Source organism: Methylobacterium sp. WL120, from assembly GCF_008039465.1.
Classification (GTDB): Bacteria; Pseudomonadota; Alphaproteobacteria; order Rhizobiales; family Beijerinckiaceae; genus Methylobacterium; species Methylobacterium cerastii.
Window position 1 is genome coordinate 1 of record NZ_VRUT01000139.1, and the last position, 12,635, is coordinate 12,635.

Consider the following 12,635-nt stretch of genomic DNA (forward strand, 5'->3'; position numbering starts at 1 on the left):
TCACGCCGCCACCGGTAGTACGTCACCGAACTCACACCGAGCGCGCGGATTGCATCGGCCACGCTCTGGCCCTGTGAGATCAGCACGTCCGCCTGACGGAGCTTCGCGACGATCTCCTCGGGCTTCGGGTGTTTTGCCATCTCGTCCGTCCTCCAGGCTCAAAAGCCATACCAAAGGGCGGACCACTTCAATGGGGGCTGACCATGCGTCCCAACCTCTTCATACGCAATCGATGAAACGGTTCGGGAAACGAGACGAACGCCAGGTGGCCTGCCCCCCGGACATCGATCGCGAGGTCGGTGCTTTCGCACCCGCCCGCGCGCTCTGGATCGGCCCAAACGGCTTCCGGTCGTCGTCCGGACGGCCTTCTCGCTGCGCTCGATGAGCCGTCATGTCGGTCCCGGGCACAAAAACCATATCGAATTGGCGGGTGAAGGACCTCGGCGTCCGGTCGCGTTGCAGGCGGCTCTTCACCGACGACTTTGAGCGCGCGGGCGACTCAACGCCGGACGTAGTCCCAGACCTTCGAGATGACGACCGATCCTTCGCCCACGGACGAGGCGACGCGCTTGACCGAGCCGGCGCGGACGTCGCCCACCGCGAAGATGCCCGCGTGTGACGTGGCATACGGCGAGTTCGCGCCGACCGCCTCTCCGGTCAGCACGAAGCCGTGGTCGTCGAGGGCGATGAGGCCCGAGAGCCAGCGCGTGTTGGGCGCCGCCCCCACCATGACAAACACGGCGCAGGTCACGACCAGGCGCACCGTCCCGTCCGCCACGTTTCGGACGCTCACCGCGTCGAGCCGGTCGTCGCCGTGCAGGGCGCTGACTTCGGTGCCGTACTCGATCGTGATCGCCGGGTCCGCCTCCAGGCGGCTGGACAGGTATTGGGACATCGAGGCCGCCAGCGATTGCGCGCGCACCACGAGGCGGACGTGCCGGGCCGAGCGGCTGAGGAACATCGCCGCCTGTCCCGCGGAGTTGCCGCCGCCGATGACGACGGTCTCGGCGTTGCGGCAGTAGCGCGCCTCGATGTCGGTCGCCGCGTAGTAGACGCCCGCGCCCTCGAACGCTTCGAGCCGGTCGATCGGCAGGCGCCGGTATTGGACGCCGGTCGCGACGACGACGGCGCGCCCGCGGACGCGCTGCCCGTTCTCGAAGGTCGCGCAGAAATCCCCGTCTTCGAGCCGCTCGAGCTTGGCCACCCGTCGCGGCATGGCGAACCGCGTCCCGAACTTCATCGCCTGGACCTCGCCGCGCCAGACCAGGTCGGCGCCGGAGATCCCGGTCGGGAAGCCCATGTAGTTCTCGATGCGGCTCGACGTGCCGGCCTGGCCGCCGACCGCGACATCCTCGACCACCAGGGCGCGAAGCCCTTCCGCGCCCGCGTAGACGCCCGCCGCCACGCCGGCCGGGCCGCCGCCGACGACGATCACGTCGAAGGCCTCGTCGTCGATCAGGTCGTAGTTGAGGCCGAGCAGGTCGGCGACCTTGTCCGGCGTCGGCTCCGTCACGACCACGTCGCGCCCGAAGATCACCGCCGGCCGGTCCGCGCGCGTCGCGCAGCTTTCCGCGACGGCCTCGGCCTCCGGGCTACCGAGGGCGTAGGATCGGTAGGGGAGGCGGTTGCGGCTCGCGAACTCGGCGATCCGCCGAACCGCCCGGTCGTCGTCCTCGCCGATCAGCACCAGGGTGCCGTCATGGGTGTCGAGTTGCCGCCGCCGGCGCGCCGAGAGCACCGTGATGACGATGTCCGACATCTCGGGGATCTCGGACATCAGCCGCAGCATCTCCCGCCGCGGCACCTCGATCACGGTGGTGTCCTGGACCGCCCGCATCGGCATCGACCAGTTCCCGCCATTCAGGAACGCGATCTCGCCCATGAACTGCGTCGGCCCGAGGGTCGAGGGCAGGTGCCGCGCACCGGTGAAGGGGTTCACCACCTCGATCTCGCCCGCCTCGACGTAGACGAAGCGGTCGGCCCGTTCGCCGGCGCGCACGAGGAAGGTGCCGGCCGGGTAACGCCGCTCGACGCCGGCAGCCTGGAGCGCGGCGATGTGCGACGCCGCGAGGGGGATGCGCTGCATCTCGCTCAGGTCCCGGCCGATCGTCTCCATGTCGTCGATTCCCTCGCGCCCTGGTGCGGCGCAGCATCGGTCACGCCGCCCCGCCGGACAAGGTGCCCGGCCGGCAGGATGCCCCAGCCCGCTCCACCCGCGATCCTGCGTGTCCGGTGTCGGGCCGCCTCAAGGATGGTCGGCGCTCGCCCACGGAGCCGTGGAGAGCACCTGGGTGAGGTAGGCGATCAGCACCGTCACGCGAGCGGGCCGCAACTCGCCCGGCGGCATGACGAGGTGCAGGGCGATCGGCGGCAGGGCCCAATCGGGCAGCACGCGCTCCAGGGTGCCCGCCTTGAGGTCGTCCCAGATCATGAAGTCCGGCTGCACCGCCAGGCCGAGGCCGGCGCGCAGGGCCGGCGCCAGGGCCTCCGCGTTGTTGGCCCGCATCGGCCCCTTCGGCACGATCGACGCTTCGGTCCCCGTCGGGTCCGTGAACCGCCAGCGGTCGGAAGCCGGCAGGTAGGCGTAGCCGAGGCAGGCATGCCGGACGAGGTCGTCCGGGTGTTCGGGGCGGCCGTGCCGCTCCAGGTAGCCCGGCGTCGCCACGAGCGAGCGGCGGACGGCGCAGAGCTTGCGGGCGCGCAGCGAGGAATCCGGCAGCGCGGCGATGCGCAATCCGATGTCGAACCCGCCGCCGATCAGGTCGACCACCTCGTCGCTCAGGTGCAGGTCGATCGAGACGGCCGGGTACCGGGCGAGGAAGTCCGGGAGCCGCGGCGTGACGTGGAGCAGGCCGAACGACATCGGCACCGCGAGGCGAACCAGGCCCCGAGGCTCGGAGGCGCCGGCCAGGGCCTCCGCCTCGGCGGCCTCTCCCTCGGCGAGGATGCGCGCGGCGCCGTCCTTGGCCGCCCGTCCCGCCTCCGTCAGCGCGAGCTTGCGCGAGGTGCGATGGAACAGGCGGGCGCCAATGCGGGCCTCCAGCCGGTTCACCGCCTTCGACACCGTCGCGTTCGACAAGCCGAGTTCGGAGGCGGCGCGGCCGAAGGAGCCGGCCTCCACGACCTTGGCGAAGATCGCCCAGGCCTCGAAATCGGGCAAGCGCATGCATCTAGTTCCGGAAACGATGGGTTTCCATCGTTTCGCTTTCCGACCTGGCTGGCAAGCCGCATAACGCCAGGGTCGAAGGCGCCGGTCTTCGAACGATCGCGCGAAGGAGGGATCCATCATGAGCTGGCACGGTGCGGAAGACCCGATCCCCGGGGATCGTTTCACCTGCGACGCGATCAAGACGCTGATCGTCCCGCGCTCGCGCGACCTCGGTTCGTTCGCGGTGCGGCGGGCCTTGCCGTCGGCGGAGTGCCGGATGGTCGGCCCCTTCGTGTTCTTCGACCAGATGGGCCCGTCCGAATTCCTGCTCGGCAAGGGCATGGACGTGCGACCGCACCCGCATATCGGCCTGTCGACCGTCACCTATCTCTTCGACGGCGAGATCATGCACCGGGACAGCCTTGGCACCGAACTGCCGATCCGCCCTGGCGAGCTCAACTGGATGACGGCCGGCCGCGGGATCACCCATTCCGAGCGGACGGGGGCCGACCTGCGGCAATCCGGCTCGAACCTGTTCGGCATCCAGGCCTGGGTCGCCCTGAGCGCCAAGGACGAGGAATGCGCCCCCGCCTTCCAGCATTACGACGCTGCGGCCCTGCCGACGCTGACCGGCGAGGGCAAGACGGTCCGCGTCATCGCTGGCGAGGCGTTCGGGGCCACGTCGCCGGTGCGGACCTCGAGCCCGATGGTCTACGCGGACGCGGCGCTGGAGGCCGGGGCGACGCTGCCGCTGGACCCGACCTACGACGAGCGGGCGATCTACACGGTGTCGGGCGTGATCGAGATCGCCGGCGACACCTTCGGTCCAGGCCAGCTCCTGGTCTTCCGACCCGGCGACCGGATCAGCGTCCGCGCGACGGAAGCCGCCCGCTTCATGGTGCTCGGCGGCGAGCCGATGGATGGGCCGCGCCATCTCTGGTGGAACTTCGTGTCCTCGCGGCCCGAGCGGATCGAGCAGGCCAAGGAAGACTGGCGCCGCGCGCGCTTCGACACCGTGCCTGGCGATTCCGAGTTCATCCCTCTGCCCGATTCCCCGCCGCCGGTGCGCTATCCTTGACGACCCGCCAAGGGCGGCCGGCCGTTCGGGATCGGGGCCGGGGTGAGCGAGGGGCGTTGCGCGGGTCGCGTCCGTCGGCCGGCAACATTCCGGGTGCTGGTCGCCGGGCGACGCATGCAGGCTGATGCTCGAATGGGGCACCCGGCGCGAGCCGGACGCCCCGTTTCATGCCGGCGCCACCCTACCAGCGGTGGTGCCAGCCGACGTGGCGGTAGCCGCCGTGCCAGCCCCAGGGACGGTGCCAGCCGACGTGGCGGTAGCCACCCCAGCGGTGCCACCGCGGGCCATACCAGCCGACGCGGCGGTAGCCGTAGACGACCGGGCGCACGACGATGGGCCGGTAGACGACGTTGGGACGGCAATACCCGTAATAACCGCGATGGCCTCCGGGTCCGCACCCGTCGCGCGCCTCGGCGGCGCCGGCTGTTGCTGCAATCGTACCGAGGGCAAGGACGGCTGCGCCAGCAAGTTTCAGTCGCATCGGCATCTCCTCTGCTGCGATGGCCTAAGAACAGCGATCCCTACGGGGCGGTTTCCTTGGTTTTGCGCCGAATTTGTCGTAAAGTGTAACAGGACCGCGCCCGCATCTTCGGCCGCCGGGGCCTCACCTTGCCGGATGCTTTGCGACGACGCTCCCGAGGCTTTGGCCTTCTGCGTCGGGCCGCTTGGCTCGCCGGCCCGAGCGGCCGCCCGCCGGGGAACGGACGCGGCGGCAGCTCAGGCCCACTGCCGCCGCCGTCCTCGATGGATCGCCAGGCAGATCCTAGGCAGCCTCTTTCGCGAGCGCGGGCAGATCCGCCCCGGCCTCGATCTCGGCCGCCGAGGGCAGACGCCCGAGGCCGAGCAGGTGCAGGAACGCGGTGAAGGCGCCGTTGCGACCGATGCTGCAGGCGGCGGTCACCCGGTCGCCCGTGACGTAATAGGCGATGAAATCGAGGGCGGCAGGGTCGCCCTGCAGGACGATCCGGTCGAACCCTTTGGCGTAGCCGCCGTAATCGAGCCGCTTGTCGCCCTGGTTGCTCCAGAAGAACGGCGCGCCCGCGAACGCGCCGCCCCGGCCGAGGATGGCGTGCGCCACGTGCGTGCCGTGCTGCTGCGCCAGGCGCCAATGCTCGATCCGCGCGGTCTCGCCGCTCGCCATCTCCGGGAAGGCGGCGATGTCGCCCGCGATCCAGACGCCGTCCGCGAGCTTGAGGTCGCCGCCGACCTTGATGCCGCCGCCCTCTTCGGCCTCGATTCCGGTGACCATGTCGGTTTCCGGCTTGGCGCCGGCGCCGACGAGGACGATGTCGGCCGGAAGGCGCCGTCCATCCTCCGTCTCGACCGCTTCGACGCGGCCGCTGCCGGCGATCCTGGCGACGGAGCCGGTCTCGAAGGTGACGCCGTTGCCGGCATGGTACCGCTTCAGCGCCGCGCCCACCGCCTCGCCGAAGCGCTCGGCGAAGGGAACCGCCTCGCGGGCTAGAACCGTGACGGACAACCCGCGCTTGGTAAGGAACGCGGCGGCCTCCATGCCGATGAAGCCGGCGCCGACCACGACGACCGTCTTGGCCGCGCCCGCCGCCTCGCTGACGCGCACCGCGTCGTCCAGGCTGCGCAGGGTGAAGACCCCGTCGAGGTCGTGGCCGGGGAAGTCCGGCATCACCGCCCGGCTTCCGGTGGCGACGAGGATCGCGTCGGCCGTGAGCGTCCGGCCGTCCTTCAGCGTTACGTCGCGCCGGGCGGGATCGACCTTGACGACCTCTTCGGTGACGCGCTCGACCTGATTGCTCTGCGCGAAGTCGGGCTCGATCAGCACCTTGTCCGGCGGGGTCGGCTTGGCCAGGAACTGCTTGGAAAGCTTGGTCCGGTCGTAGGGCTGGTGCGCCTCCCGGCCGACCAGGGTGATGCGGCCTGCATAGCCTTCACGGCGCAGGGTCTTCACGCAGGCGATGGCTGCGGCGCCCGAGCCGACGACGAGCACGCTCTCCACGGTCGCGGCCACGCTCTTGCGCGGCGCCGGCTCCCGCGTGAGGGTGGCGACGGCCTCGCAACCCTCGATGCGGACGGGGTAGCGCGTCAGGGCATCGAGGGCGGGCGGCTCTTCGAGGGTGCCGTCGGCCAGCGCGAAGGCGGCCTTGTGCCAGGGGCAGTAGAGGCGCCCGCCGCAGATCTCGCCCTTGGCCAGCGGCGCACCGAGGTGGGGGCACTTGGCCTGGAACGCCCGCACGCCGGAGGCGTCGCGCACGAACAGCGCCTTCTCGTCCCCGGCCGCCCCCTCCGTCATGCCCCCCATCGGGATCGCATCGAGAGCAAGGCGGATCTCGGTTCCGGGCATGTCTGGCGTCGCTCCTGGCGAGCGCCATCGCGCCCGGGCTATTCAAGTCGCCGAACCCGTTCCGGTTGCCTCTTGCCAGGTGGGGAGCACGGTGGACTTCCGGACCCATTCGAACACCGGCCTTCGTCGCCGGTTCGTGCCGCATCCGCACCGTCGTCGGGCTGCGATGTTCGCGCCCGGCGGCGATCTCCTTCGGGCCGGCCTCGACCATCACGGCGACACGACGCTCGGCGACGCGGGATGACCGCGCCGGCAAAAACCCCGTTCAGAACACCGCGCAGGGCTTCCCGCCGGGGAGCACGACCTCCTCGCGGCCGAGATAGGCCTTTCCGGTCCGCACCGGCCAGGTCTTGCGCACCACGAAGGTCCAGTTCTTGAGGACGGGGAAGACGCTGAACACGGCGGTGTAAGGCAGGCGCATCTCCGCCATCACCAGCCGGTCCCCGGGGCTCGCGGTGCCGGGCGGGGCTGGTCCGATCGTCGAGCCCGCCGACCGGGGCGGGTCGTTGCGCGCGACGCTGGAGCAGACCTTCGCCACGGGGGTCAGCCCGTCGAGGTAGACGCCCCCCGCGGTGAGCACGATCCCGGCGCGGGCGAGATCGTAGGGGCTCGTGACCGCCTGGGCGGCGGCGTAGACCTCGGCGACGTCGGTCACGTCGTCCCGCGAGATCAGGTCGGCCATGGTCGTCGCCGCGAGGGAGGCCCGGCGGGCGGTGGTGAACGCCCGCGGCAGCTCGATCGAAGCCATGAACATCAGGAGCAGGATCGGGGCGACGAGGGCGAACTCGACGCCGCTGACGCCGCCGCGCGCGCGCAGGAACCGACGCAGACCGCCCCGGCAGGCCGTCATTGGCACGGCTTGGCGTCGTAGGCCTCCGCCCGGAAGATCACGGTCGAGACCAGGAGCTGGCGGTTGTCGGAGAGGCGGCGGCCGGTGAAGTCGAGGAACGAGAACAGCCGCAGGATCGGGACGGCCGCGCGGATCGCGATCACGTCGTCCCCGGCCGGGCACTGGAACTGGGTCCCGAAGCTCTGGGCCACGGTCTTGGTCTGTGTGTCGTAGGGCTCGGCCACCTGCGAGCCCTTGAAGCTCGCGGCGCGCGTCACGTCGAGGCGGACCTCGCGGCAGGCGAAGAACAGGCTGGAATTGCCGCACATCAGCTGGCGCAGGCGCTGGCTCGGATCGGACCCGTCGGCGCGGTCCTGGAACTCGCCGGTGCGAAGCAGGCGCGACGCCCGGTCGACCGAGACGTCGAGGGTCTGCTGCGCGAGCACGACCACGCCGGATTCGGCGACGACGCCGAGGAGGGCGAAGAACGGCAGCGCCAGCATCGCGAACTCGACGCCGGCGACTCCGCGCCGGTCGGCCAGCAACCGCGGGTGGCGTCCGCCCTTGCCGGATGCCGAACGAAGGCGCGCCGGCAGACCCGTCGCCCAGGCGACGATCGCGCCGGGGAGTCCGTTTCGGTCGTCCGGCAGCTCGCGGCGTATCTGGATCGTCCGGCGCATCGATAGCCTGAAGGGGCACGGACCGCCGATCGTCGGCACGGCCCAACCCTGGGTGGACGGCAGTCTAGAGGCCGAGTGCTTTAAAATTTCTGTGATCGACCGGAAGAATCGACATCCGCCCGGTGCGCATCCGAGTAACGCCGGTTGTACAACTCTGGGTTTTAGATACCGCGCCGCCCTCAAGCGTCCGACGCCGGATCGCGCCAACGTCTCGCGCAAAATCTCTACCTGAGCGTGTAATTTTATAAGCCCGTCACCGCGTACGGCAACGCGATGCTGGTCTACGCCCGTCGAAACAACCGCTCGTTGTTTCCTGATCGCAGCATCCTTCGCGGTTCGGCGCGTCCTGTGCGGCATTCGGCCGGACGATCAGGGCCATTCATTAATCCGGCCTCTGTAGACCCGAGGTTCATGATGGGCCGAGGAGGCGGTCGGGATGGAAAGCGGGGGTCGAGCGGGGCAACCATGGAGCGGGGCGTCCGGCTTCGTGGCATCCCGCATCCGGTCGTTCGGAGCCGACCGAAGCGGCGCCGTCGCCCTCATCTTCGGCCTGGTCGCGACGGTGCTGCTCGGCCTCGTCGGCGGCGGCGTCGACTATGCGCGCCTGGCCGCCCGGCGATCCCAGCTGCAGGCGGCCGCCGACGCCGGGGCGCTGGCCGGCGGCAACGCCCTCAAGCTCGCCCTGTCGAACACCGCCGCGGTGACCGGCATCACCGAGCAGACGGTCCGGTCCGAGGCGAAGTCGCCGTCCGACCGGCCTTTGACCGTCGCGGTGACCGTCGCGCCCGACAAGACCAACGTCCTGGTGACCGCGTCCGAGACCTACAAGCTGTCCTTCGGCAGCTTCGTCGGCCTGCCCGCCGCCAAGCTCGCGGTGAAGGCGCAGGCGAGCGTCGTCGGCCGGATGCGCCTATGCATGCTGGCGCTCGACTCCTACGCGGCCGGCGCGTTCAACCTACAGAAGAGCGCGCAGGTCACCGCCACCGATTGCGCCCTCTACTCGAATTCCGCCTCGGGAACGGGAATGGTGGGCCAAGCGAACGCGATGGCCAAGGCGCAGACGATCTGCTCGGCCGGCGGCTATCTCGGGGTACGCGCGAACTTCAGCCCGACACCGCAGACCGGGTGCCCGGTGATCGAGGACCCTCTGAAGGACCGCGCCGCGCCGCCGATCGAGCCCTGCATGACGCTGCCGTTTCCGCTGAACCTGCTCAACGTCCTCGCCATGAAGACGATCAAGCAGAATATGATGCTTGAGCCCGGCACCTATTGCGCCGGCCTGCACATCACCGACGACGCCGTCGTCACGCTGAAGCCGGGCGTCTACGTGATGAAGGACGGCCCGCTCATCGTCGACAAGAAGGCGACGCTGATCGGCGAGGACGTGGCGTTCTACTTCACCGGCAACAACGGCGGCCTGGTCTTCGACAAGAAGACCACCATCAGCCTCAAGGCGCCGGTCACCGGCGTCATGGCCGGCCTGCTGATGTCCGAGGACCGGGGCGTCCTGTTTCCCATCGACCCGACGGCCCTCGTCGACACGCTGCTCGGCGACCTCATCAGCCCGACGCCGCCGCCGCTCGCGATCACGAAGCCGGTGCGGATCTACCGCATCATCAGCGACAACGCCCGCACCATGCTCGGCACGATCTACCTGCCGGCCGGGCGCCTCGTGATCGATTCGTCGAAGCCGGTGGCCGACCAGTCGGCCTACACCGTGATCGTGGCCCAGCAGATCAACCTGTACGAGGGCCCGAACCTCGTCCTCAACGCGAACTACGCCGGAACGAGCGTGCCGGTGCCGAAAGGCGTCGGCCCGATCTCCGGCCGGCTGCTGCTGACGCAATGACGGCCCGTCGCCTTCATCGCAAACGGGAGGGAGCGCCATGCTCGCCTTGATCCTCGACGACGCGGAACTGAACAACCTGCTCGTCGTGCAGGCGCTCAAGCCCGTGCCCGATTGCGAGCCGGTGGAGTTCACCTGCCCGGTCGCGGCGCTCGCGTTCCTGCGCGCCAACGTCGCGCAGATCGGCATCGCCATCACCGACTACGACATGCCGGGGATGACCGGGATCGAGTTCATCGCGGCCGCGCGCGGCGTCGAGGGCTTCGCGCACGTGCCGGTCGTCATGGTGACGAGCATGGACCAGCGCGCGATCCGCCGGCAGGCGCTCGATGCGGGCGCCACCGACTTCCTCGGCAAGCCGTTCGACCCGGCCGAGATCCGGGCGCGCGTCACCAACCTGATGAAGATCAGCCACGCCCACCGCCAGGAGCAGGACCGCGCGGCGTGGCTCGCCCGCGAGGTCGCCGCCGCGGTGTCGGTGATCGAGGCCCGGGAGCGCGAGATCATCGACCTCCTGATGCGCGCGGCCGAGCACCGCGACACCGACACCGGCAACCACATCGCGCGGGTCTCGACCTATGTCGGCATCATCGCGCGAAACCTCGGGTTCGACGACGATCATTGCCGCCTCCTGAGCCTCGCCTCGACCATGCACGACGTCGGCAAGATCGGCGTACCCGACGCGATCCTGCTCAAGCGCGGCGCGCTCTCGGTCGAGGAGCGCGGCGAGATGGAGAAGCACGCCGAGCGCGGCCGCCGCATCCTCGAGGGCAGCACCTCGAACGTGGTGCGGCTCGCCGCCGAGATCGCGGCGAGCCACCACGAGCGCTGGGACGGGACCGGCTACCCGGCGGGCCTCGCGGGCGAGGCGATCCCGCTCTCGGGCCGCATCGTCGCCGTGGCCGACGTGTTCGACGCGCTAGTCTCCGAGCGCCCGTACAAGGCGGCGTGGCCGCTGGAGAAAGCGCGGGCGCTCCTGTCCGAGAACGCGGGCTCTCATTTCGACCCGGCCTGCGTCGCGGCGTTCCTGGCCGGCTGGGGCGAGGTCGAACGGCAGTGCCAGCTTTTGGCGGCGTGATCGGCGGCAAGATCGACGGCAAGATCGACGGCAAGATCGGCGGCGTCCGGTGAGGGCGGCGGACGACACGGTCGGAAGGGTACGGGGCGCGATGCGTTGGAAGGCACTCGATCCAAGGCGGTCCCTCGCGGGCCGGGTCGCCTGGGCGGTGATCGGCGCGGTCGCGTTGGCGCTGCTGGTCGCGACGACGCTCTCGGTCTGGCGCGAGGTCGACCGCTACGCCGCCGACAAGGGCGAGGCGCTGCGCACGGTGGCGCGCGTGCTGGCCCATAGCGGCGCCGGCGCCATCGCCGGCGACGACGCGGACGCCGCCGACACCACCCTTCGCGCGATCGCGCGCAACCCCTCGCTCGTCTACGCCGCCTTGCTGCGCGCCGACGGCAGCATCCTGGGCGAGCAGGGCATCGGGCTGCGGCTGGCCGACGACCTCGACCTCGACGCCACCGAGCGGCCCTCGCTCCTCGCCCTGATGCTGACGCGGACGCTGAAGGTCGGCGAGCCGGTCCTGGAGAACCAGCGCGCGATCGGCCGGGTCGTGGTCGTGGCCGAGACCGGCGACCTCGCCGAGCGCCTCGGCGACGTCGCCCTGAACGCGCTGCTTGCCGGCCTCGTCGCTGTGTTCGTCGGCCTGGCGGTCTCGCTCCGGCTGCAGCGCGCGGTGACGCGCCCGCTCACCGCGCTTGCGGGCACCATGGACGCCGTGCGCTCGCGCCACGACTACAGCCGGCGCGCCGACGTCACCACCGACGACGAGGTCGGCGCGCTGGCGCAGACCTTCAACGACCTGCTTGGCGCGGTGAACGTCCGCGACCGGCAGCTCGCCGCCTACAGCACCGGCCTGGAAGAGGAGGTCCGCGTCCGGACCCACGACCTCAGCGAGGCCCGCGAGCAGGCCGACGCCGCCAACGCCGCGAAGTCGACCTTCCTCGCCACCATGAGCCACGAGATCCGCACGCCGATGAACGGCATGCTGGTGATGGCCGAACTGCTGGCCGCCACCGACCTGCCGCCGCGCCAGCGCCGCTACGCCGAGGTGATCGCGCGCTCCGGCCAGTCGCTGCTGGCGATCATCAACGACATCCTCGACTTCGCGAAGGTCGAGGCCGGCAAGCTCGAGCTCGAGCGCACCACGATCAGCCCGCGCGAGATCGCCGACACCGTCGTCACCCTGTTCGGCGAGCGCGCCCGCAACGGCGGCCTCGACCTGGCCGCGGAGGTCGGCGCGGACGTGCCGGCGGCGATGGTCGGCGACCCGGTCCGCCTCGGCCAGGTGGTGAGCAACTTCGTCTCGAACGCGCTGAAGTTCACGGAAGCCGGCCACGTCCTCGTCCGGATGGGCACGCGCGACGACGGCCGGATGCTGGAGATCGCCGTCACGGATACCGGCATCGGCATCCCGCAGGACAAGATCGCCGGCGTCTTCACCGCCTTCACCCAGGCCGACCAATCCACCACCCGCCGCTTCGGCGGCACCGGCCTCGGCCTCTCGATCGCCGAGCGCCTGATCGCGGCGATGGGCGGGACCGTCGGCCTGGAGAGCCGCGTCGGCGTGGGCTCGACCTTCTGGGCGCGGATTCCGATCGCGGCACCGGAGCCGGCCGAGGCGATCCGCCGGGCCGGCCATGCGCCGGCGGGCGTCGTCCTGGCCGGCCTCGGCGG

10 protein-coding genes and 1 pseudogene are annotated in these 12,635 nt (G+C 70.7%); 4 read left to right on the plus strand and 7 right to left on the minus strand.

The window, feature by feature from the left end; genetic code table 11:
- The 3 genes and pseudogenes from FV229_RS20870 to FV229_RS20880 all read right to left on the minus strand — a co-directional run.
- Window positions 1–140: pseudogene (locus FV229_RS20870) on the minus strand (IS3 family transposase); the annotation flags it as partial.
- A gap of 359 nt (window positions 141–499) precedes the next feature.
- A complete protein-coding gene (locus tag FV229_RS20875) occupies window positions 500–2,116 on the minus strand; it encodes a cyclic nucleotide-binding domain-containing thioredoxin-disulfide reductase (protein ID WP_147753798.1) in 1,617 nt (538 codons plus the stop codon).
- Between the two features lie 129 nt (window positions 2,117–2,245).
- Window positions 2,246–3,166 carry a LysR family transcriptional regulator gene (locus FV229_RS20880; protein ID WP_147753799.1) on the minus strand — a complete coding sequence of 307 codons (921 nt, stop codon included), beginning with the start codon at window positions 3,164–3,166 and terminating at the stop codon, window positions 2,246–2,248.
- A gap of 121 nt (window positions 3,167–3,287) precedes the next feature.
- Here FV229_RS20880 and FV229_RS20885 point away from each other — a divergent pair, with 121 nt between their 5' ends.
- Entirely contained in the window at window positions 3,288–4,226 is a 939-nt protein-coding gene (locus FV229_RS20885) for a pirin family protein (protein ID WP_147753800.1), read from the plus strand.
- Window positions 4,227–4,407: 181 nt separating this feature from the next.
- On the opposite strand, the gene FV229_RS20890 is transcribed toward FV229_RS20885, so the two are convergent.
- The 4 genes from FV229_RS20890 to FV229_RS20905 form a co-directional block, all read right to left on the minus strand.
- Entirely contained in the window at window positions 4,408–4,707 is a 300-nt protein-coding gene (locus FV229_RS20890) for a hypothetical protein (protein ID WP_147753801.1), read from the minus strand.
- Window positions 4,708–4,989: 282 nt separating this feature from the next.
- Entirely contained in the window at window positions 4,990–6,543 is a 1,554-nt protein-coding gene (locus tag FV229_RS20895; RefSeq protein ID WP_147753802.1) for an FAD-dependent oxidoreductase, read from the minus strand.
- Between the two features lie 265 nt (window positions 6,544–6,808).
- Window positions 6,809–7,393: a TadE/TadG family type IV pilus assembly protein gene (locus FV229_RS20900; protein WP_147753806.1), complete on the minus strand. Its 585-nt coding sequence runs from the start codon at window positions 7,391–7,393 to the stop codon at window positions 6,809–6,811.
- The gene (locus tag FV229_RS20905; protein WP_238272218.1) at window positions 7,390–8,052 is read right to left on the minus strand and encodes a TadE/TadG family type IV pilus assembly protein; all 663 of its coding nucleotides are present in this window, start codon (window positions 8,050–8,052) and stop codon (window positions 7,390–7,392) included. The genes FV229_RS20900 and FV229_RS20905 overlap by 4 nt, the downstream gene beginning before the upstream one ends.
- Window positions 8,053–8,539: 487 nt before the next feature.
- Between FV229_RS20905 and FV229_RS20910 the strand changes: the two genes are divergently transcribed.
- The 3 genes from FV229_RS20910 to FV229_RS20920 all read left to right on the plus strand — a co-directional run.
- A complete protein-coding gene (locus FV229_RS20910) occupies window positions 8,540–9,901 on the plus strand; it encodes a pilus assembly protein TadG-related protein (protein ID WP_246688272.1) in 1,362 nt (453 codons plus the stop codon).
- 37 nt (window positions 9,902–9,938) lie between these two features.
- A complete protein-coding gene (locus tag FV229_RS20915; protein ID WP_147753804.1) occupies window positions 9,939–10,976 on the plus strand; it encodes an HD domain-containing phosphohydrolase in 1,038 nt (345 codons plus the stop codon).
- A 91-nt stretch (window positions 10,977–11,067) separates the two neighbouring features.
- On the plus strand, window positions 11,068–12,635 hold a 1,568-nt coding region (locus FV229_RS20920; RefSeq protein ID WP_147753805.1), incomplete at its 3' end, for an ATP-binding protein.

Coding starts and splice junctions, on each gene's coding strand:
- FV229_RS20890 (WP_147753801.1), bottom strand. CDS start 4,707: ATGCGACTGAAACTTGCTGGCGCAGCCGTCCTTGCCCTCGGTACGATT.
- FV229_RS20905 (WP_238272218.1), bottom strand. CDS start 8,052: ATGCGCCGGACGATCCAGATACGCCGCGAGCTGCCGGACGACCGAAAC.
- FV229_RS20885 (WP_147753800.1), top strand. CDS start 3,288: ATGAGCTGGCACGGTGCGGAAGACCCGATCCCCGGGGATCGTTTCACC.
- FV229_RS20900 (WP_147753806.1), bottom strand. CDS start 7,393: ATGACGGCCTGCCGGGGCGGTCTGCGTCGGTTCCTGCGCGCGCGCGGC.
- FV229_RS20895 (WP_147753802.1), bottom strand. CDS start 6,543: ATGCCCGGAACCGAGATCCGCCTTGCTCTCGATGCGATCCCGATGGGG.
- FV229_RS20875 (WP_147753798.1), bottom strand. CDS start 2,116: ATGGAGACGATCGGCCGGGACCTGAGCGAGATGCAGCGCATCCCCCTC.
- FV229_RS20915 (WP_147753804.1), top strand. CDS start 9,939: ATGCTCGCCTTGATCCTCGACGACGCGGAACTGAACAACCTGCTCGTC.
- FV229_RS20880 (WP_147753799.1), bottom strand. CDS start 3,166: ATGCGCTTGCCCGATTTCGAGGCCTGGGCGATCTTCGCCAAGGTCGTG.